Here is a 22255-nt window from a genome sequence, read left to right on the forward strand (position 1 = left end):
ATACTTTTGTTCGACCATGCGCCACGCCCGTCAGCCACAGGTATCTAATTTTATCGCGATCGCACTTAACTCCCTAACAATTGATATCATGTTCGATCGCATCCTTCGTGTATGGGCGGGGCGGGTTTAGGAGATAATTAGTTTGAGACGTAGATTGTTGGTAAAACCCGCCCCTACGAAATCGCAAATTATTCGATCGCGAATCAAGCAGACATGATAGGAATTTGGTTTCAACTGCGATGCCAAATTGTTGTACCGTCTTTTTGGTCGATTAGAGTAACACCTTTATCCTTAAGCTCATTGCGAATGCGATCGCCCTCAGCGAAATTCTTAGCTTTTCGGGCATCTTTCCGCTGCTGAATCATCGCCTCAATCTCCCCATCCGTCAAACCACCAACCGAGATTTCCGTCTCAGCTTCCGGCTGAACTTCCAAACCCAAAACCCCAGCCAAATTCACCAAAGTCACCCACTTTTGCTGCAACAATTCCGCAGGTGTTTCAGTTTTCCCTTGATGCACCAAAACATTACCTTCCTTGCCCAATTCCTTAGCTAATTCAAACAGCACAGTCAAAGCACCCGGAGTATTAAAATCCTTATCCATAGCTGCTTGAAATTGCTGCACTAATGTGCTATCTCGTCCAGTCAATGTATCTATTTTCTCAACATCCCAACCCAGTTTAGAGCCGTGTTGACTGCCAAAAAGTAAGCCTTCCTTAAGAGTCTGCCAGCCATTTCGAGCGCTAGCGATCGCCTCTTCAGTAAAATCAATCTGACTGCGGTACTGCGCCATCAACACAAACAGCCTCACCGCCATCGGTTCCACCGCTTTGGACTTATCACTCTTACTCCCCCCCTTACCAAGGGGGGGCTGGGGGGGGTTAGATTCATTCTGACTCCCCCCCTTACCAAGGGGGGGCTGGGGGGGGTGAGATTCCAAATCGCTCGACCAATTTCCCGACAGCAAATCGCGAATTGTAATAAAATTGTGCAAAGTCTTAGACATCTTTGTGCCGTTGACAGTCACAAAAGCATTGTGCATCCAATAATTAGCAAGGGATTTCCCAGTCGCGGCTTCAGATTGAGCAATTTCGTTTTCGTGGTGCGGAAAAGTTAAATCGGAACCGCCGCAGTGAATGTCAATAGTTTCGCCCAAGCAATCGCGCACCATCGCCGAACATTCAATGTGCCATCCGGGGCGACCTTTTCCCCAAGATGACTCCCAAGCAGGTTCACCTGGTTTAGCGCTTTTCCACAGGGCAAAATCAGACGAATCTCGCTTTTTTTGAGCTTCTATTTCTGCGGTTTCCAATCTGCCGCTAGCCCCTGCTTCCATTTCTTCCAACTTGCGGCCGGAAAGTTTTCCGTAATCGGCAAACTGCCTAACGTTGTAGTAAACGTCGCCGCCAGACGCATAGGCATAACCTTTATTTTCTAATTCGTGAATCAGCCGTTTAATGCCGTCCATTGTATGTGTGGCGCGGGGATATTCATCGGCCCTGAGAATATTCAGCTTGTCCATATCTGCAAAATATTCGTCGATGAAGCGTTCCGCTACAGATTCCATTGTGGAATTCGTTTCTCGCGCGCGGTTGAGAATTTTGTCGTCAATATCTGTAAAATTCTGCACGTAGCGGACATCAAATCCGCGCCACATCAGATATCGGCGCACCATGTCCCAAACAATGTAAGCGCGGGCGTGCCCGACGTGGCAGTAATCGTATACCGTAACGCCGCAGCAATACATCCGCACCTTTGGGGGTTCGAGGGGTTCAAAAGGTGATTCGCGGCGGGTCAAGCTGTTGTAAAGCGTTAGAGTCATTCGATTTTAGATTTTAGATTTTAGATTTTAGATTTTACAAGATTTACGCATAACCCCTATATGTTAGGGTGCGCAGTGCGCATATTATCTGTATAGGTAACGTGTCAAACCATTTTTGCGTCTAGGACTATTGGTTTGTAGTTGCGATCGCCCGTAAGCGTTGCTTGCAGAAGATGAACACCCAACTGCCAGCCGAGGAAATTTTGCACTCAATCTCCTCTATCCATAGTACCGCCCCAGCCGACTCAATCTCACATCTAATTCATGTCACGGAATCTTGACAATAGTTGCGGCGACGATCCCCACAAGCGGTTTATTGTCAAGACTTCCTGACAAATTGATCCCCAAAGTCACGAAAATGCGTATAAGTACCCATGATTGAGGCAAAAGACCCCTTGACCAGATCGCAACTTGTCTGCAACATTAAGTCATGACAAAGCGATCCCAAAGAAATACTTGGATTAAGCCGAGGCAGCTCTGGGAGTCGAATAGCGCGCGTGCTGCGAGCACAGCGTTGCTAGCAGCACCGATCGCACTCACAAAATCGATCTTGTCAATCAAGAATCGACAGAAAAGTTTTATTTAGATCGGACGGTGCGCGCAGAAGCCAAGAAGTCACAACCCCCGATCGCATAGGGGAAAAGACAAGCTAAAAACAAGCAAGGCTTCAAAGGTTGGAGAGATTTGGAAGCTCGATAATATTTGCATTTAAAAGAGTTTCTAACTCAAAAAGTCAACACATTTGTGTTGAAACGAAAAATCTAACCCGCCATCCTAAATTAGTGGAGAACCAACTCATGGCAAAAGAACGCCCACCATTAGAAGAGATGACTTTGCGACAACTCCGCAGAGTTGCTAGCGAATGTGGAGTCTCTCGCTACAGCCGGATGCGGAAATCGCAACTTCTGGCATCAATTCAAGAAATTCAGCGCACCAAATTTTCATACAGTCCATCTCGCAAACTAGAGGCACAAGAAGCAGTGGAAGCAGCAAAGTTTGAACTCGGCCAAGAAGATAGAACAGGCGGTTCTTTGTCGTCTGTAGATGAAGGTTTAGCAGATTTGCCCAACGGCTACGGCGAAAGTCGGGTTGTTTTAATGCCCCGCGACCCAGAATGGGCCTACACTTACTGGGACATTCCGAACGATCGCAAACAAGAATTGCGCCGCCAAGGAGGACAGCAACTCGCCCTGCGGATCTACGACGTTACAGACGTTAACCTCGACAGCCAAAGCCCGCACAGCATTCAAGAATATCCCTGCGACGAACTAGCCCGCGAATGGTACGTGCCAATCCCCGTGAGCGATCGGGACTACGCGATCGACATCGGCTACCGCTGTGCAGACGGCCGCTGGCTGGTATTAGCCCGATCGGCCCAAGTCCGCGTCCCGCCCATCTATCCCAGCGACTGGATTGAAGATCAATTCATCACCCTTGACTGGGAAGAAGACTTGCGCGGCCAAACCTTCGCCGAACTGGTTACTCCGGCCAAGAAAATGGCAGCAGCAACAGCCTCCGCAACTTACAGCAACGGTAACGCCATTTACGAGCAAATCTTCGGTATGGCAGAATCGGCAGAAGCGATGCGCGTAGCGGGTTCTATCTTCGGTTCCATGCAGCACGTCGCCGGTTCCATCCAGCAAGTGGGCATCCACGAACAAGCTATCAGTTCCTACGTGTTCCCCTCCGGCGTCGGAATGTGGGCGGCTTCGGCCATGTCCGGCCTCACCATGTCCGGTGTCGGTATGTCCGGCCTCACCATGTCCGGTGTCGGTATGTCCGGCCTCACCATGTCCGGTGTCGGTATGTCCGGCTTCACCATGTCCGGTGTCGGTATGTCCGGTGTCGGTATGTCGGGAGTTGGCTTCGCCGCCCCGATGCGCCCCCGCCAGTTCTGGTTAGTTGCTGACGCCGAACTGATTGTCTACGGCGCCACGGAGCCCAACGCCACCGTCTACGTAGGCGGACAGCCGATTAAACTCAATGCTGACGGCACTTTCCGCTTCCAAATGTCCTTCCAAGACGGCTTAATCGACTATCCGATTTTTGCAGTAGCCGCAGATGGCGAACAAAACCGCGCTATCCACATGAAATTCGAGCGCGAAACCCCAGAACGGCGCACTAATACCAAGGAAGATGCTGTTGTTGAATGGCTTGGCTAACGGCAACGGTCGATCGCGATCCGGGCGATCCCCCAGGTTTGTGCCAATTTTTTAACCATCACAAGGCAGACCCGGAGCCGATCGTGATTTGTTAGGGTTAATCCCAGACAACAACCCATAACACCCCCTATACACCGTTCTCCTGTTTTGAGGAGCGGTGTTTTTTGTGTTTAGAAGGAAGAAGGAAGAAGGAAGAAGTTCGGCAACGGATTTTGTAGCGGATGTAACGGATGTAACGGATTAGAAGAAGGAAGAATTATTTATTTATAATGTTCTCAATAGACTTGAATTGCATAAATCTTTGATTGAAGGATCAACCGCAGATTACAGGCAGATAAACACAGATAAACGCAGATAATCTCAAGATAGTTGATGATTTTTGTAATAGGTTTAATATCTATCTGTAGATAGATGTTGATTTAACTCGCCATCTCATCAGTTAAATCAAAATTTGCACTCTTCACTCAAGCATTATTAAGTAAGCTAAAGTTTACTTAAATTTTTATTGCACAAACTCGCTAAATCCAGCGAAACAAAAGAAAGCGAGTTATCAGAGAAATAAGGCGATCGCACCGCCACTTCTCAAAAACAAATGCAAAAAATAAATTCCCCGCCGCAACAAAGGCAGAAGCCTCATCTTTTCGCCTTATTCGCGATCGCATTAGCCGCCGTCTTGCTTTTATTTATCCTGCCGGCACTGACTCAACAGCCAGTCGCGATCGCGATGTTGATGCAAAGCCAAGACATTGTTAACTGGAAACCCTTTTTCAAAGAATTTGAACAGAAAAACCCCAAGATTCGCATCAACCTCATAGAAGGGCCTTCTGATACCAACCTCGTAGAAAATCTTTACACATCTGCCTTTCTTTTAGGCGAGTCGCCCTACGACATCATCAACATGGATATTGTCTGGGTTCCCAAATTTGCAGCCGCAGGTTGGGTAAGGGATTTGACAGACAGAATTTCCCCCGAACAACTATCAAAATTCATCCAAGGTAACGTCGAAGGTGGGCGGTATCGGGGCAAACTTTACCGAATTCCCCACGCTTCCGATGCCGGAATGCTTTATTACCGCAAAGACATTTTAGAACAAGCGGGAATTCCAGCGCCGAAAACCTTTGAAGAGATGGTAAAAATCTCTCAAAACTTGCAGAAACAGGGAAAAACAACTTGGGGTTATTTGTGGCAAGGCAAACAATACGAGGGAGTATCTGCGATGTTTGTCGAGGTTCTCTCCGGTTTCGGCGGCTTCTGGGCCAACCCTCAAACTTTTGAAGTTGGGTTAGATAAACCGGAGGCAATTAAAGCAGTGGAATTTCTCAAAAATACGATCGCCTCCGGCATTTCTCCGGCGGGTGTAACCACTTACGCCGAAGAAGAAACCCGGCTGTTGTTTCAAAACGGGCGATCGCTTTTTTTGCGAAACTGGCCGTATGTTTGGAAGCTGGCAAATGCCGAGGGCTCGAAGGTTAGAGGCAAAATTGCGATCGAGCCAATGCTCAGCAGTATCGGTAAAACAGGCGGTTCCTGCTTGGGCGGCTGGGGCTGGGGAATTGCCAAAACCTCAAAACATCCAGAACAAGCGTGGAAAGCAATTAAATACCTTACCAGCGAGGAAACGCAGCGCAAATTTATTTTACAAACCGGTTTAGTTCCCAGTTACAAATCCCTATTTACCAACAAAGAAATAGTCGCCAAATATCCCCACTACCCGCAACTGCTAAAAGTAGTGGAACGATCAGCTTTGCGCCCCCCCCTGGCACAATACGCTCAAGCTTCTGATATTTTGCAGCGCTATTTGAGTTCAGCTTTTACTGGGAGAATGAGTGCAGAACAAGCAATGAAAGCAGCAGCTAGCGAAACTCGCAATTTATTAGGCAGTTTGAAACAACCCCAAGCTTTGTAAATTTGACATCTTGCCTCTGTCAGAAACAGGCAAGATGCCTGTTCCACAAAGAGTGAATTTTTTTATTGTGGGGTGGGCATCTTGCCCGCCCGAACAGGCAAGATGCCTGTTCCACAAACAGTTAATTCAATTGTGGGGTGGGCATCTTGCCCGCCCAAAAATAATTTAAAGGTGAACAATATGCAATTAGACAAGATGCGACAGCGCGAACAAAAAACCGGATGGATATTAGTAGCACCAGCTTTGATAATTCTGATGCTAGTATTTGCTTACCCAATATTGCGCGCTTTTTGGCTGAGTTTATTCACCCAAAACCTCGGTACAGAATTAAAACTAATTTTTTCCGGTTTTGCTAACTACAGTCGAATCTTAGGCGACGGGCGTTTCTGGCAAACTTTAGGCAACACCACAGTATTTACAGTCGCCTCAGTCTTACTGGAATTAATTCTCGGCATGGGCATTGCCTTAGTCTTAAATCAATCCTTCGCAGGGCGCGGCATTGTTCGCACAATCTCCTTGCTACCTTGGGCGCTGCCGACTGCATTGATGGGAGTAGCTTGGGCGTGGATTTTTAACGACCAATACGGCGTAATTAACGATATTTTGATGCGTTTGGGATTGATTAAAAATAGCATTAGCTGGCTGGGAGACCCAACTTTGGCAATGATGGCAGTGATTACAGCAGATGTGTGGAAAACTACGCCGTTTGTCAGCTTGCTTTTGTTAGCGGGATTGCAATCAATTCCCGGTGATTTGTACGAAGCCCACGCGATTGACGGCGCCAGTAGCTGGCAGAGTTTCCGTCAAGTTACGCTGCCGCTGCTGATGCCGCAGATTGCGATCGCCTTGCTGTTTCGATTTACTCAAGCTTTCGGCATTTTTGACTTGATTCAGGTGATGACGGGAGGGGGGCCGGCGGGGGCGACGGAGACGGTTTCTATCTACATTTACAGCACGGTGATGAGGTATTTAGACTTTGGGTACGGGGCCGCTTTGGTGGTGTGTACTTTTTTGCTGTTAGTGGCAGCAGTTGCGATCGCCAGTTACCTGTTATCGAGAGCCCGCGCCAGTCAATTTTAGATTTGTCGCACGCACACCCCAGAAACCGGGTTTCTTCGTATATTTCTCGCGACTCGTCGAATAAACTCGCAGAAACCCGGTTTCTTGCCCCACGCGCCCGCACACCCCAGAAACCGGGTTTCTTCGTAAATTTCTCGTTCCTGTCCGCAAAACTCATAGAAACCCGGTTTCTCGCTATTTCTTGAAACTCTTGTGGGGTGGGCATCTTGCCCGCCCCAAAAAATAAATCTAAATCCCGCAACAACTTAGCACGTTCATTTCATTGGTATAAATTATGTCGATCGCCCGCGAACAACCTACCAAAAAAACCTTTAACATCCGGCAATTAATCTTGCCAATCTCGGCAATATTAATTGTCGCATATTTCCTCGCACCCATCGTCTGGCAGGTGCTAACTTCTTTCAAAGTAAATGCGGATATTGCGGCGATTCCCAACGTCTACATTCCCAAACGAATTACTTTCGAGCACTACCTGTCTTTGTTCCGCCGCCGCCCGTTTGCACTTTATATTTTAAATAGCGCTTTTGTTTCCATTACTTCAACACTACTGTGTTTAGCAGTAGGCGCTCCCGCAGCTTACGCTTTAGCCAGGTTGCGGCTGTGGGGCGAGAGAATTATCCTGGCAACTGTGACGATTGTAACCTTGTTCCCGGCGGTGCTGCTATTTTTGGGACTGCTGGAAATTGTCAAAGCTTTGAACTTAGGCAATAATTATTTAGCCTTAATTATTCCTTACACCGCTATCAACTTGCCGCTGACAATTTTGGTAATGCGAAGTTTCTTTCAACAGTTGCCAAAAGATTTGGAAGATGCCGCTAAAGTGGACGGATACAACACTTTTCAAATGCTGTGGCAAATCGTACTGCCGATGACATTTCCCGCGTTAGTCACAACTGGAATTTTGACATTTATTTCAGCTTGGAACGAGTTTATATTTGCATTAACATTTATGACTCGCGAATCTCTAAAAACTATTCCCGTCGCCACGGCTCAACTCAGTGGCACGTCAGTCTTTGAGATTCCTTACGGGCCGATCGCCGCAGCCACCGTTTTGGGAACTTTGCCCTTGGTTTTCCTAGTTTTGGTGTTCCAGCGGCGCATCGTTCAAGGTTTAACAGCCGGGGCTGTAAAAGGATAAATCGATTTTAGATTTTAGATTTTAGATTTTAGATTGGAGAGTAGTCAGCAGTCAGTAGTCAGTAGTCAAACAAGCAACAAAAAATTAATCCGTGTATCCGTGTTTATCCGTGTCGTGCTGTTCTTACCAATTCCCAATTACCAATTAAAATCATGGCAAAATTGCAACTAAAAAACCTCAATAAAACCTACAGCCCTAAAGTTGTTCCCGTAAAAGACATTAGCTTAGAAGTCAGCGAAGGAGAGTTTCTGACTTTGCTGGGGCCGTCGGGGTGCGGCAAATCTACGACGCTGCGGTTGATTGCAGGGTTGGAACAGCCGACTAGGGGCGAAATTAGAATTGGCGATCGCAATGTCACTTATCTCAGACCGGGCGATCGGGATATTGCAATGGTTTTTCAAAGTTACGCGCTTTACCCGCACATGACAGTATACGAGAATATGGCGTCGAGCCTCAAACTTCGCAAAATCTCCTCCGGCGAAATCAATCGGTTGGTGACGGAAGTTGCAGCATCCCTGGGATTGACGGAATTAGTCGATCGCAAACCAGGGAAACTATCAGGCGGACAGCGGCAGCGAGTCGCCCTCGGCCGCGCATTAGTGCGCCAACCGGAAGTATTTTTGCTCGACGAACCTTTGAGCAATCTCGACGCATTATTGCGGGAAAAAGTTAGGGCCGAACTCAAACAATTATTTGCCTCCCAAAAAGCTCCTGTAGTGTACGTCACTCACGACCAAACCGAAGCAATGACGCTTTCTACAAAAGTCGCCGTTCTCAACAGCGGCAGCGTGCAGCAGCTAGATCCGCCACACTTAATTTATACCCGTCCTGCAAATCAATTTGTAGCTGGTTTTGTGGGCAGCCCGCAAATGAATTTGCTAGTGCTTAAATGCCAGGGCAATTTTGCGATGTTAGGTGATTTTGGAGTTCCACTCCCAAATCTGCCGACTCTGCCGCCAGAAATTGTGTTGGGAATTCGCCCAGAACACGTCGGCTTTGCAAATGCAGAGGCCGACAAGATAGCGGCCCCAGAGGCAATTAAAGGTGAGGTTTATTTAGTGGAAAACTTGGGAATGCAAAATTTAGTTAGCGTCCGAGTTAAAGGTGTGGAGTCAGTAACGGTGCGGGCTTTGCTGCCAAATGACCGCCACTGGAATTCAGAAATTGTAGAGCTGGTTTTTGGGCCTCAGTTGCTGCACTGGTTTGACGTGAAAACTGGCGATCGCTTGCAATAAAAATTTGCCCTGAATAGCATCATTGATTAAAAATTGTCTAACTATGTGTATAAAAATATTTTTTTGGCTTCTAATTAAGTTATGACTTTAGTTAGAGGTAGAACAATTTTGCTGCTGTTAAGGTGATATTCATGTGTGAAAAAGCTAATTGGCTCACACATAGGTGGCGCATTTACCAGAATTTATCGCTAACCTATAACTCTATTTAGGTGGTTAATGGCAAGGTAAAGCTAAGTTGGCTTTCTCTGGCGTTAACTGCTGACTTTGGAGTGAGCCAATGAGATTTAAAAATGTTGAAATTTATCACCAATCAACTTAGGGAGTATTACCGAGATGAATTTGATTTCCACTGCGATCGCTCGCATCAGTTCCCTGCTTAAGGGCTTTCAAGTGAAGAGTTTTTTGAGTGTTGTCCTAGTCGGTTTTATGCTGCTGACGGCAAATGTTAATGCTGGAGACAATAGCAAAGCTTACGGCACGCAAGTTGGCTCGAAGGGCGATCTTAACAACCCCGAAAGACCTCAAACAACCCGGGAATGGAGGCAAGAAGCTCGCGAAACTAAGGACGCTCCGGGCGAGAGAGTTCAGAAGATCGGGCAAGAGGCAGGAGCTGCTGTGAAAGAATTTGGAGAAATGTACCAAGACACTGCTAAAAGAAGTATCCGCGAATTAAAAGATTAATAGGGCAGACGCAAGCAAGTAGGCGAGCAGAAATAAACTAGGACTGACATTCAAAAACCCGGTTTCTCTTGTGAAACTGGGTTTTTGGGTGGAATCGTTTTATGTTAAATTATATCAAATTTGGGTGACAAACCCCGTTTATAAGACTCGGCGGTTGAAACCGCTCAAGACTCAAACGAAGTCCTATAAACTCATAGGTTGTACCATTCTAAATTAGCCTTTTATGAACAGGCAAGATGCCTGTTCCACAAGAAATTTTATGAACAGGCAAGATGCCTGTTCCACAAGAAATTTTGGCGTTGCTTAATTAGGGTATGAAAACAATAAGTTGAAAATCCCGAAGCTTTGTGGATAATGGTTTCTAGGACTTGCATATTTAGCCTTTCATACCGTAAGTCAGCAACGCCGATTTATGAAAGTAGCCCGGACAAAAATCGAGCTATTAATGAAATTATCGAAATTTACAAGCGCACTTTCCAGCAGGAGTCAGTGTTGCGGGCAACCAGCGAAGTTAAGGTTTCTTTCTGATGCGGTTATCGAATCAGCGTATTTATGATATTATTTGCGGTAATCGAGGTCATACCCTCAAGGATAAGTTGGGTGCGGGTGCAATAAAAATCATAATTTGTGGGTATCGATCGCACGCACACTGCGAAAAGTCGATATAAAAACCAGCCCGGGAGAAAACAAAAGATGACGAACGACGGCAACCCAAAAGCTGAACCGCCGGAAAACGAGGATTCAGAAAATTTGGACGGTATGGCGAAAGCTTTTCTTGTGAGCGTGGCTTGGTCTTACGCAGAGGCATTGGAGCGAACGAAACGATCGCGAAATCAACAGGAACCAGCGCCGAAATCTCCGACAGAATCTCAGGGCGAATCTCCAGCAGAATCTCAGACAGAAACAGTCGATCGCACTTTTGAAAGCAATTGATCGCAGAGGCTGTTGTGCGTTGAGAATAATCAACGCACAACAGCCTCAGCGATTGCTTTCCGAAGAAAAGCGATTGCAGAGGCTACAGCAGACAGCGCCACAAAATCCGTAGCGAGCAGATTTTGGGCGATCGACTTTGGCGGCAGATTCCCCAAATTAAAGGGGTTGGTAAGCTGTTGTGCATTTAAATTGTATATTTCGAGTCCCGATCGAAAATCGTCAAATCCTCTCCCCCGATCCCCATCGGACCCTCTCCCTCTCTAACACCATAGGCAATCTAGATGCAACACAGCTTATTCAATTTGACTAAATGTATTTCATTCCCCAAAAAAGATTAAAACTAAACAATGTCCGGTTTTACCGCTACAGTGTACAAAAGAAATAACCAATTTTTAGATCGGCCTCATGTCTAATTCAAAAATGATTGGCAAAGCGATCGCAGGTAGCCTTTGCTTCGGCATCCTCGCCAGCTTCAACGCCTCACTCGGCCCCGCCTCCGCAGCAGCACCAACAATTGCCCAAGCAGCAGCCCCGGCCACTAGCAACATCGACCAGCAACTCCTAGGTCAATGGCAAGGCACAGTCCCCTCCGGTCAGTCTTTCACCTTCGTCTTTGCCCCAGAAGGCAAATTGTTTCTCATGGCTAAAGGCCCCGACGGAGCCGCCCGCGCCAAAGAAATGAGGTACAAAGTTAATCTCGGTGAAAAACCGATGCACCTTGATGTCGGCCTCAGCAGCACAGAAACCGTTGAGACTATTTTTGAGTTGACTGCCGAAGGTCAAATGCGCCTTCAGTTGCAAGGCACCAATCCCGGACAGGCGAGACCTAATTCCTTAAACGAACAGGCAACCGTGTTTAAAAAGGTCTCCGAGGCCACTGCACTGCCTGCTGACACTCAAGTCATCGGTTTTTGAAGGCATTCGGCAAAAGGCTTGTGAAGGAAAAAGGCAGAAAGCATTCGGCAGAATTCAAGAATTTTCCTTGTTTGGAGTTCAAACAAAAAAGTCCCTCTTCCTTCTGCCTTTTTCCTTCTTCCTGACATCCGTTACATCCGTTGCCGAACTACCCTCTTCCTTCTTCCTGACATCCGTTAGATCCGTTACATCCGTTACATCCGTTACACAATCCGTTGCCGAACTTTCCCCGTGCCTTCTGCCTTCCACAGGCCCTGCTACAATCCACTTAATCTCCATTTAACTTTTGTCATAGACTTCCATGAGTGAAACCGTCCTAGAAGTTCGCAACCTGCGGGTTCAATTTCAATCTGCGGACGCAGGCGATGCGTCTGCAACAGTCAAAGCTGTTGACGGCATTTCGTTTGAGGTCAAGCGAGGGCAAACTCTGGGAATCGTGGGAGAATCGGGGTCTGGAAAATCGGTAACATCCCTGGCTGTGATGGGTTTGCTGTCGAGTTCGTCAACGAAAATCGACGGCGAAATTTGGTTTTCTCCGACAAAAGACGGCGCTAGCAATGGGCCTGTGAATCTGCTGGAAATGCCGGACAGGGAAAAACAAAGATACCGGGGCAGCCAGATTGCGACGATTTTTCAAGAGCCGATGAGTTCGCTCAATCCCGTTTATACGATCGGATTTCAACTCACAGAAGCCATTTGTTTGCACCAAAAGGTATCGCAGACAGAAGCGCGGCGCAAAGCTGCTTCTCTGCTGCAAGAGGTGAAGCTGCTACCGGGCGACGACGAGCTCGGGCAGCGCTGTTTGGCTTTGCGGCAAGAAGCTGTTCGGGATGACGATCGCGATTTGATGGATCTCGTCAACGGCCAAAAACAAGCTATGCTCGATCGCTACCCCCACGAACTCTCAGGCGGTCAAATCCAGCGCGTGATGATTGCAATGGCCATTTCTTGCAATCCAACTTTATTAATTGCTGACGAACCTACCACGGCTTTGGACGTAACCGTGCAGGCAACAATCTTAGCTTTGCTGCGCGAGTTGCGGGACTCTAGAGGCATGGCAATGATTTTTATTACCCACGATTTGGGCGTCATTGCGGAAATTGGCGATACCGTGGCGGTGATGTACCGAGGCAAGATTGTTGAGTGCGGTGCGATCGAACAAATTTTCAGCAATCCCCAACATCCTTACACAAAAGGTCTGTTAGCTTGCCGCCCAACTCTCGATCGGCAACTGCGCCGCTTGCCGACAGTTTCCGACTTTATGGATGTCAGCACAAATGCTAGCGGCGAATTAGTAATTGTCGAGAAAAATATCGATTTAGACGGCGACAGCAGCGCTGGAAATCCCGCTTTTGCAAATGGAAAACCGCCTAGACTGCCGCATATTTCCGGCCCTTTGCTAGCTGTTAATAACTTGCGAGTCGGTTTTCCGGTGCAGGGAATGTTTGGCGAAACTAAACGCTTATTTATGGCGGTAAACGATATTTCTTTTGAAGTTTACCCAGGCGAAACTTTGGGTTTGGTGGGCGAATCTGGCTGCGGCAAATCAACTTTGGCTAGAGCTTTGCTGCAATTAATTCCGATCGCCAGCGGTAAAGTATTTTTTGAAGGTCAAGAAATTACGCCTCCTGCCAGAAGTAGTTCGGCATCGCAGTGGATGGCCAATTATCGGATGAAAAAAGAGTACGATCGCAAATTGCGGTGGCTGCGGCGCGATCTGCAAATTATTTTTCAAGACCCTTTTAGTTCTCTCGATCCGCGCCTGAATGTTGGGGATGCGGTGATGGAACCGATGGTGATTCACCGCTTTGGTAAGAACCATAAAGAACAGCGCGATCGCGCGGCTTATTTATTGGATAGAGTGGGTTTGAATCCCAATTTCATGCAGCGCTACCCTCACGAGTTTTCGGGCGGGCAGCGGCAGCGAATTTGTATTGCTAGAGCTTTGGCTTTGAATCCTAAGTTTATTATTTGCGATGAGTCGGTTTCGGCATTAGATGTCTCGGTGCAGGCGCAAGTTTTAAATTTGCTCAAGGAGTTGCAAACAGAGTTTGGACTGACTTATATTTTTATTTCTCACGATTTGAGCGTGGTCAAGTTTATGAGCGATCGCGCGATCGTCATGAACAAAGGTAAAATCGAGGAAATTGGCACTGCCGAGCGCATTTATCGCCAACCGCAGCAAGCTTACACGCGGCAACTGATAGCTGCTATTCCTGCGGGGAATTTGGAGCGAATTAGGCAACAGCAATTAGGGCGCAAAGCTGCTTGGCCCCCATCGCCGGCAGATGAATCAGAACAAAATTGATATCTAGTGTTTTAAACTCCTATCAATTACCAATTGCCCGTTACCAATTACCAATTATTAATTAGCCATTACGCGCGAACATCTCGTGCAACGAAAAACTGCTACAAATATTTTTTTCATTTTATCTTCACAAATCAGCAGTTTATTTTTTTTTAACTTCATAATTTACGGTCAAATTCAACCTGCTTGAACTTGACTAATATTCCGGGTTGTTCAACCCACAGCCAAGGCACTCCACGCAGTATTTTCATATAGCAACCGCCACATAGGTTAGGACATAAATAATGTCCTGAATAAATCCTATGACCCTTTAGCATAAACGGTTTGATGCTCGTACTATGTAACTGTCAACTGTCAACTGTCAACTGCTATACATCAAACCCGGTCATTCCTAAACGCAAAAAGTTCGGTATAATCCACTACTAAAAGCCCGGTAAGCAGCTTCATGCGCAGCGTCGATAATTAGGCTCTGCGTCCAAAATTAGCTAGATTAGGCCAAATGTCCAATGACTAACAGCAATATGTAGCGTAGTATTATAGAGAAACTCTCTCTATGAGTGGGAAAAAGTAGAAAATGTGTACCCTAGCTAAAAAGAGATTGCTCGCTAGTTCCGTAAATACACTTAATTGTCTGGCCGGGTTGCGTAGATTTACGCAAATTTTAAAAGGCTAGATTTTGCAAGCTAGGAAAATCTTATAATATTTAAATATTTTTATTGTTATTTTGAATCACCACAAGTAAAAAGGAATCAAGAGTAAAAAAATGAAATCTTCTGTTCGTAACGAAGAATCGAAAAGCACTAAATTATCGAGCTTACTGCAACTGTTGTTGATAAAAATTACCGCAGCAGTCACCAAAATAGAAAAGGCAGAATGCAGAAAGCAGGATGAAAAAACAATCAGCCTAGCGACGATCGCCCCTGGCAGTTTATTCTCAATTTGGATAATTGTACTGCTGGTGTTAAACGGGTGTCTTTTAGCTGGCAGCCGCGATCGGTTGTACGATAGCCAAATCGCCCTGGGATTTTTGGCAATAGCAAATATGGTCTTTTTGGCGGTATCGGCGTGCTCAAACGCCTCTTGGGCCATCGCGGGAAACGATCGCCCATCCAGCGAACCAGACGGGAGCGATCGCTTTTTTAGCCTCTCCCTAGATATGCTGTGCGTCGTTGGTTTTGACGGTTATTTAAAACGCATCAACCCAGCAGCAGAAAAAATCCTCGGCTATTCCCCAGCAGAAATGGTGGGCAAACTGTTCATTGAATTCGTGCATCCAGACGATCGCGAAGCTACCCTAAAACAAGCTGAAAGTATTGCTGCGGGCAATAATACCGTTGGGTTTGAAAATCGCTGGCGGTGTCGAAACGGCTCTTACAAGTGGGTAGCCTGGACTGCTAGCGCTTTCTGCGAGGAAGAATTGATGTATGCGATCGGCCGCGACGTTACCGATCGCCAACTGGTTCAAGAGTCACTCCAGCACAGCAATTCTATCTTGCGTTCCGTGATAGAAAGCACGCCGGATATCATTGTTGTCAAGGATATTCAAGGCCGCTACATAATCGCAAATTCTGCGGTAGCTCAATTTTTGGGAAAACCGATCGAAGCAATTATGGGCAAAGACGATACAGCATTATTTCCTGCTGAAATAGCCAGTCAAATTATCGAACTAGACCGCAAAGTGACTGCCGCCGGAGAATGTTTGACTTATGAAGAAGATATACCACACAACGGGGGTATACGAACGTTTATAACAGCGAAATACCCTTGGCGTGACTCTCAAAAAAATATTGTCGGCGTAGTTGCCATATCTCGCGACATCAGCGATCGCAAAGAAATAGAAGCAGCGCTACTAGAGAGAAACATCCTCTTTGAAAGCGTAATCGAAAGTACGGGCGACAGCATTTTTGTCAAAGATACTCAGAGCCACCACCTATTGGTCAATTCTAAGGCGGCGGCGATTATTGGCTTGCCCAAATCAGAAATTATTGGCAAAAAAGATGCAGAATTATTTCCTCCCGATATTGCAGATATGCTTGGGGAAAATGACCGCCGGATCTGGCAATCTGGGATTGAGGAAACGATCGAGGAAATAGCAAAAGATAGCGAGGGCAACATCCTGACATTTCTTTCTACCAAAAGTCCTTTGCGCGATCGGGCCGGAAACATCACCGGTGTAGTGGGAGTTGCTCGCGAAATTACCGATCGCAAACGCGCAGAAAAAGCCCTACAAGAAAGCGAGGAACGCTACCGCTGCTTAATTGAAGCCACATCCCAAATTGTTTGGGATACTAAAGCCGAAGGCGAATTTGTCACCGAACAACCAGGATGGAGTGCATTTACCGGACAGATTTACAGCGAACTTAAAGGATGGGGGTGGCTAAATGCTATCCATCCAGATGATAGACAACATACTGCAAAGATTTGGTCTGATGCAGTCGCCAACTGCACTTCCTACCAACTAGAACACCGCTTGCGCAGGCACGACGGCGAGTACAGGTACATGAGCGTGCGCGGTGTGCCCGTATTGAACGCAGACGGCAGCATTCGCGAGTGGGTGGGAGCGCACTCCGATATTACCGATCGCAAAATCACAGAAGAAGAAATGCAGCAGCAAAAAGAATTTTTGCGCAGCATTTACGACGGCGTAGACTACAGCATTTTTGTAATAGATATCGGCGCAGATGGAGAGTTTCGCTACGCCGGCTGGAACCCAGCAGCCGACTTATTCGGAGGCATCAGCAGCGAATTCGGGCGCGGCAAAACTCCCGAACAACTTTTCGATCCATTTACAGCAGCAACGTTCCGGCAGAATTTGATCGACTGTTTGGAAAGAGGCAACTCGATTTCCCGCGAATATCCCGCTACTTTTGACGCTAGAGAAATCTGGTCGATCGTAACTCTAACTCCGCTGCGGGACGGATCGGGCAAAATTTATCGCGTTGTCGGCAGTTGCAGCGACATTACAGAACGCAAAAAAGCCGAAATCCAATTGCGCGAACAAGAAGAATTTTTAAACAGCATCTATAACGGCTCCAATCAAGCTATTTTCGTGGTAGATGTCACCGCCGACGGAGAGTTGCGCTACACAGGCTGGAATACTGCTACAGAAGCCTCTACAGGCTTTTTAATCGCCGATGTCCAAGGCAAAACTCCAGAAGAGGTTTTTCCCCCGGCAGTAGCAGCAGATATTCGGCAAAGATACGTCGATTGTTTGGCAGTCGGCACCTCGATTTGTTACGAAAACAAGACGGAGTTGGAAGGCGTCGAACATTGGTTTATGGTAACTCTGACGCCACTGCGCGATGCCTCTGGCAGAATCTACCGCCTGATTGGCAATTCTATGGAAATTACCGATCGAAAACTTGCAGAAGCAGCGCTGCAAGCCAGCCAGCATTTTGTTGAGCGAATTGCCAATACCAGTCCGAATATTCTCTATGTTTACGACGAAAGCGAGCAGCGAAATGTCTACAGCAACCGCAAAATCACTGACATCCTCGGCTATACGGCCGAAGAAGTTGAACAAATGGGCAGCAGTCTGTTATCTACCATTATCCACCCTGATGATTTAGCTAAATATCCCGAATATTTGCAGCAATTAGAAAATGCTCCCGACGGCGAGGTTGTTGAGTACGAATATCGGCTGCGCGATCGACAGAATTGTTGGCACTGGTTAGTCGGCCGGAATGTTGTATTTAGCAGAACAGAGGATGGAAAAATTCACCAGCGTCTCGGTGCTGCTACGGACATTACAGAGCGCAAAATAGCAGAACAAGCTTTAGCAGAACAATTGAAACTTTCTTCATTCACAGCAGATGTGGGAATTGCTCTAACTCAAAACCAGACTTTGCCTGCAACTTTGCAAAATTGCACCGATGCAGTTGTGCGCCATTTGGATGCTGCGTTTGCTCGGATTTGGACGCTGAACGAACAGGGAAATGTATTGGAGCTGCAAGCAAGCGGGGGGATTTATACTCACATTGACGGCGCTCACAGCCGCATTGCTGTCGGTGAGTTCAAGATTGGTTTAATCGCCCGAGAGCGAAAACCTCACATCACTAATTCTGTGAAAGAAGATCCCCGAGTCAGCGACAAAGAATGGGCGAAACGAGAAGGAATGGTAGCTTTTGCTGGATATCCGCTAATTGTTGACAATCAGTTGCTGGGAGTAATCGCGATGTTTTCCCGCCAGGAGTTGAACGAATCAACGCTGGTTACTTTGGCTTCAACTGCCGATTCGATCGCCCTGGGAATCAAGCGCAAACAAACAGAAATGGCTCTCGCCGCCCAAAAGCAAACTATGAGGACAATTATTGACAACGCTCCGATCTGGGTGTGGATGGCAAATCCTAGCGGGCGGATGTTATTAGTTAACAAAACTTTCTGCGAAGATGTGGCTGTATCCGAAGATGAATTTTTGGCAGCCTCTCACTATTCCGAAGTTTTGGGATTAGAAGCATCTGCTAACTGCATGGCATCTGACGCGCAAGCGTGGAGCCAAGATACTCCCTGTTATTCTGAAGAATTGCTCCAGTTGGCTGATGGCGAGTATCACCAGGTGGAGACAATTAAAACTAAAATCAAAGATGATTGTGGCAGGGCGATCGGCTTGATCGGTTTGGGTTTGGACGTTACAAAACAAAAAGAATCTCAAAGACAGTTGCAAGAGTCGGAAGCGAAATTCCGCAAATTAGCGGAGCAGGAAGCGCTGCTAAACCAACTAGCTAGCAATATCCGCAAATCTTTGGATTTAGATACTATTTTGGCAACAACAGTGCAGCAGATTCGCGACTTGCTGATGCTCGATAGCTGCGTGTTTATTTGGTATTCCCCAGACGCATCTCCGCCTGTTTGGGACGTGCAATACGAGGCGAAAAATGCTAGCTTACCTTCGGTGTTGGGTTTATTTCCTATTAGCTCAACTGGTTCTCACGCCGCACGAATTGCCAATTTAGAAATAATTCGGGTCGATGATTTTGAGACTGTTACCGATCCAGTAGAAAGGGAATTTTTCAGTTATATAGGATTGACTTCTCTGCTGAACATTCCCCTTCAAACATCTGCTGGTAAAATCGGGGTAATTTCCTGTAGTGCTTCTAGCGGCGTGCGGTGTTGGAGCGATGAGGAAGTGGAACTGTTAGTGGCCGTGGGCAATCAATTGGCGATCGCCATTAATCAAGCGGAACTTTACACTCAAAGCGTCGATTCAGCCCGGATAGCGCAAGAACAAGCTGCAAAACTAGAAGTAACTCTGTGCGAACTCCAGCAAGCTCAAACTCAGCTCGTGCAGGCCGAAAAAATGTCTAGCCTCGGTCAGATGGTAGCAGGAATTGCCCACGAAATCAATAACCCGGTCAGCTTTATTTTCGGCAATCTTACCTACACCGAAGAATACACCACAAACCTGATGAAACTGCTGCAAATGTATCGACATGAATACCCGGAACCTTCTCCAGCTCTTCAGGAGGAAATAGAGGTATTAGAGCTGGATTTTGTGCTAGACGACTTGCCGAAAATGCTGTCTTCAATGCAGGTGGGGGCTACTCGGATTCGGGATATCGTGCGGAGTTTGCGGAATTTCTCTCGCCTCGATGAATCCGACATGAAAAAGGTTAACATTCACGAAGGCATCGACAGCACATTGATGATTTTAGAACACCGTCTGAAAGTTCAGCCCGTTAGCGTAGCGGGTACGGAGTACCATCGCCCCGCAATTCAAGTCGTTAAAGAATACGGAGAATTGCCGCTAGTGGAGTGCTACGCGGGACTGTTAAATCAGGTGTTTATGAATATTATCGCTAACGCGATCGACGTTTTACAACAACCGCTCGAAAATCCGGGAATTATTCGCATCCGTACAGAGGTAGAAGGTACTCTCGCTGTGATTAGAATTGCTGATAACGGTGCAGGTATCACCGATCGAGTCAAGCAGCGAATCTTTGACCCGTTCTATACTACAAAACCGATCGGTTCGGGGACGGGGATGGGTTTGGCGATTTCCCATTCAATTATTGTCGAAAAACATAAAGGTGAAATCAAGTGTTTCTCGGTGGTGGGGGAAGGCACTGAATTTATAATCGAGATTCCGATTAAAAGAATAGAAAATTAAATTGGTTTGCAAGCAAAATTACTAAGGTGCGTCATTCGATTTTAGATTTTAGATTTGAGATTTTGGAGGCGACCCCACGGATAAGTTCGGGGGCTTGAGGATTTTAGATTTGAGATTTTGGATTGATTCCACGGATAAATCACGTGGCGGGTACCATCAAGAAATTCGCTTGTCAGTTGGAAAACCCGATTTTTTTGTACTAATCTTAAGATTGACGAACCCTACAGACTCCAAACAGATAAAAGTTATTTTACCAGAAATTTGTCTGGTGCGTATTGCCCACCCTCCAACTAAAATTGATATGATATTAACAATCTAATATCTAAAATCTAATATCTAAAATGGCATTACCTCCAGGCAGTTTCGGTTTACCCCTAATTGGCGATACTATCAACTTTTTGCAAGATTCCCAATTTGCCAAAAAACGCCACCAGCAGTACGGGCCCATTTTCAAAAGCAGCATTTTCGGACAGCCTACCGTGTTTGTGTGCGGCCAAGAGGCTAATTTGTTTGTTTTAAGCAATGAAAACCAGTATTTTGTTGTGAGTTGGCCTCCCAGCACGAAAGCGCTTTTAGGGCCGCTTTCCTTGGCGCTGCAAACGGGCGCTCACCACCAAAATCGGCGCAAGTTGCTGTACCAAGCATTTGCGCCGCGAGCGCTGGCCGGGTACATCGAAGCGATGGAAGATATCACTGGGCGCTATTTGCAAAGATGGGCAAAAATGGAAACCATGACTTGGTATCCAGAACTGAGAAATTATACTTTTGATGTTGCGGGTAAGTTGTTAGTAGGGATTGATAAGGGTTCTGAAACGGCGCTGGGACATTATTTTGAAACTTGGTGCAAAGGTTTATTTTCGATTCCTTTAGATGTGCCTTGGAGTCAGTTTGGCAAGGCGAAAAAGTGCCGGAAGCTGCTGTTGGCAGAACTTGAAAAGATTATTCGCGATCGCCAACAAGGAACCCCTAGCGGCAATGATGCTCTGAGTTTGCTGATTTCGGCTCGCGATGACGAGGGAAATAGTTTGAGTTTGGAGGAGTTAAAAGATCAAGTGCTGTTGCTGCTGTTTGCGGGACACGAAACTTTAACTTCGGCGATCGCCTCTTTTTGTCTTCTCCTAGCTCAACATCCCGATGTGATGGCAAAAGTGCGGGCCGAACAGCAGCAGTTCCCCGCAACTGAACCGCTAACCCTGGAACAGCTCAAACAAATGACTTATTTAGAACAGGTTATGCGAGAAGTGCTGCGGTTGGTTCCGCCGGTGGGAGGCGGTTTTCGGCAGGTAATTAATGCTTGCGAGTTCGGTGGCTGCGAAATTCCCAAGGGTTGGAACGTTTTGTATGAAATTAATCAGACGCATCAGGATAGCGCAGTTTATCCCGAACCCGATAGATTCGACCCCGATCGATTTAACTCCGATCGATCGGCTAAACCTTTCAGCTACGTACCCTTTGGTGGAGGTTTGCGAGAATGTTTGGGCAAAGAATTTGCCCGATTAGAAATGAAGTTGTTTGCGGCGAAAATGATTCGGGAGTTTGAATGGGAGCTTTTACCGGATCAAGATTTGAATTCGATCGCAGTACCGACTCCGCATCCTCGCGACGGTTTGCGAGTGAAATTTCGGCGACTGAAAATTGTAAGTTTAGGACTTAAGCAATAACTTTAGTTCTAGGGTGTGCATTGCACACCTTACCTATGGGATAATTTGAATGGATGGTGAGATGTAGGTGAATCCTGCTATCAATAAGTAAAGTTTCATATCTAAACTTTTGTGCCTTCCGATGGACGATTTCAGTACCGCGTGGTATAGCTAATAAGGATCGCGAATTAAATAATTTACACAAGTTTGTGGGGAGTAGGGGTTGGGCGTCCCGCCCGCCCTTTCTGGACGGGCGGGACGCCCATCCCACAAGAACATCAAAATTGTAAGTTATTTAATTCTCATTCCTAAGTAGGAAATTATCAAAATA

Annotated in this window: 14 protein-coding genes; 12 read left to right on the forward strand and 2 right to left on the reverse strand. The window is 46.7% G+C overall.

Annotation, left to right across the window (positions count from 1 at the left end):
• Positions 1–230: 230 nt before the first annotated feature.
• Positions 231–1820, reverse strand: coding sequence for a cysteine--tRNA ligase (cysS, locus tag QUB70_RS01275; RefSeq protein ID WP_332977923.1), 1590 nt, complete (start codon positions 1818–1820; stop codon positions 231–233).
• A gap of 797 nt (positions 1821–2617) precedes the next feature.
• On the opposite strand from cysS, the gene QUB70_RS01280 reads away from it, so the two are divergent.
• From QUB70_RS01280 to QUB70_RS01320, 9 genes are all read left to right on the forward strand, one after another.
• Positions 2618–3982, forward strand: coding sequence for a DUF4912 domain-containing protein (locus tag QUB70_RS01280; protein ID WP_332977924.1), 1365 nt, complete (start codon positions 2618–2620; stop codon positions 3980–3982).
• A gap of 592 nt (positions 3983–4574) precedes the next feature.
• On the forward strand, positions 4575–5888 hold the full coding sequence (locus QUB70_RS01285; RefSeq protein ID WP_332977925.1) for an ABC transporter substrate-binding protein: 1314 nt from the start codon (positions 4575–4577) through the stop codon (positions 5886–5888).
• Positions 5889–6068: 180 nt separating this feature from the next.
• On the forward strand, positions 6069–6968 hold the full coding sequence (locus tag QUB70_RS01290; protein ID WP_332977990.1) for a carbohydrate ABC transporter permease: 900 nt from the start codon (positions 6069–6071) through the stop codon (positions 6966–6968).
• Between the two features lie 274 nt (positions 6969–7242).
• Positions 7243–8106 carry a carbohydrate ABC transporter permease gene (locus QUB70_RS01295; RefSeq protein ID WP_332977926.1) on the forward strand — a complete coding sequence of 288 codons (864 nt, stop codon included), beginning with the start codon at positions 7243–7245 and terminating at the stop codon, positions 8104–8106.
• A 152-nt stretch (positions 8107–8258) separates the two neighbouring features.
• Entirely contained in the window at positions 8259–9341 is a 1083-nt protein-coding gene (locus tag QUB70_RS01300) for an ABC transporter ATP-binding protein (protein WP_332977927.1), read from the forward strand.
• A 333-nt stretch (positions 9342–9674) separates the two neighbouring features.
• Positions 9675–10022: a hypothetical protein gene (locus tag QUB70_RS01305; protein ID WP_332977928.1), complete on the forward strand. Its 348-nt coding sequence runs from the start codon at positions 9675–9677 to the stop codon at positions 10020–10022.
• Between the two features lie 354 nt (positions 10023–10376).
• Positions 10377–10550 carry a DUF3574 domain-containing protein gene (locus QUB70_RS01310; protein WP_332977929.1) on the forward strand — a complete coding sequence of 58 codons (174 nt, stop codon included), beginning with the start codon at positions 10377–10379 and terminating at the stop codon, positions 10548–10550.
• 165 nt (positions 10551–10715) lie between these two features.
• Positions 10716–10955, forward strand: coding sequence for a hypothetical protein (locus QUB70_RS01315; RefSeq protein WP_332977930.1), 240 nt, complete (start codon positions 10716–10718; stop codon positions 10953–10955).
• A gap of 405 nt (positions 10956–11360) precedes the next feature.
• Entirely contained in the window at positions 11361–11870 is a 510-nt protein-coding gene (locus tag QUB70_RS01320) for a hypothetical protein (RefSeq protein WP_332977931.1), read from the forward strand.
• 78 nt (positions 11871–11948) lie between these two features.
• Here the strand turns inward: QUB70_RS01320 and QUB70_RS01325 are convergent, their stop codons facing one another.
• Positions 11949–12149, reverse strand: coding sequence for a hypothetical protein (locus tag QUB70_RS01325; RefSeq protein WP_332977932.1), 201 nt, complete (start codon positions 12147–12149; stop codon positions 11949–11951).
• Positions 12150–12171: 22 nt separating this feature from the next.
• Here QUB70_RS01325 and QUB70_RS01330 point away from each other — a divergent pair, with 22 nt between their 5' ends.
• The 3 genes from QUB70_RS01330 (at position 12172) to QUB70_RS01340 (ending at position 21945) form a co-directional block, all read left to right on the forward strand.
• Entirely contained in the window at positions 12172–14178 is a 2007-nt protein-coding gene (locus QUB70_RS01330) for an ABC transporter ATP-binding protein (RefSeq protein ID WP_332977933.1), read from the forward strand.
• A gap of 763 nt (positions 14179–14941) precedes the next feature.
• Complete coding sequence (locus QUB70_RS01335; RefSeq protein WP_332977934.1) at positions 14942–20284, forward strand: PAS domain S-box protein; 5343 nt, start codon at positions 14942–14944, stop codon at positions 20282–20284.
• 341 nt (positions 20285–20625) lie between these two features.
• On the forward strand, positions 20626–21945 hold the full coding sequence (locus QUB70_RS01340; RefSeq protein WP_332977935.1) for a cytochrome P450: 1320 nt from the start codon (positions 20626–20628) through the stop codon (positions 21943–21945).
• Positions 21946–22255 lie beyond the last annotated feature (310 nt).

Origin of the sequence: Microcoleus sp. A003_D6, assembly GCF_036702825.1 — a bacterium.
GTDB lineage: Bacteria > Cyanobacteriota > Cyanobacteriia > Cyanobacteriales > Microcoleaceae > Microcoleus.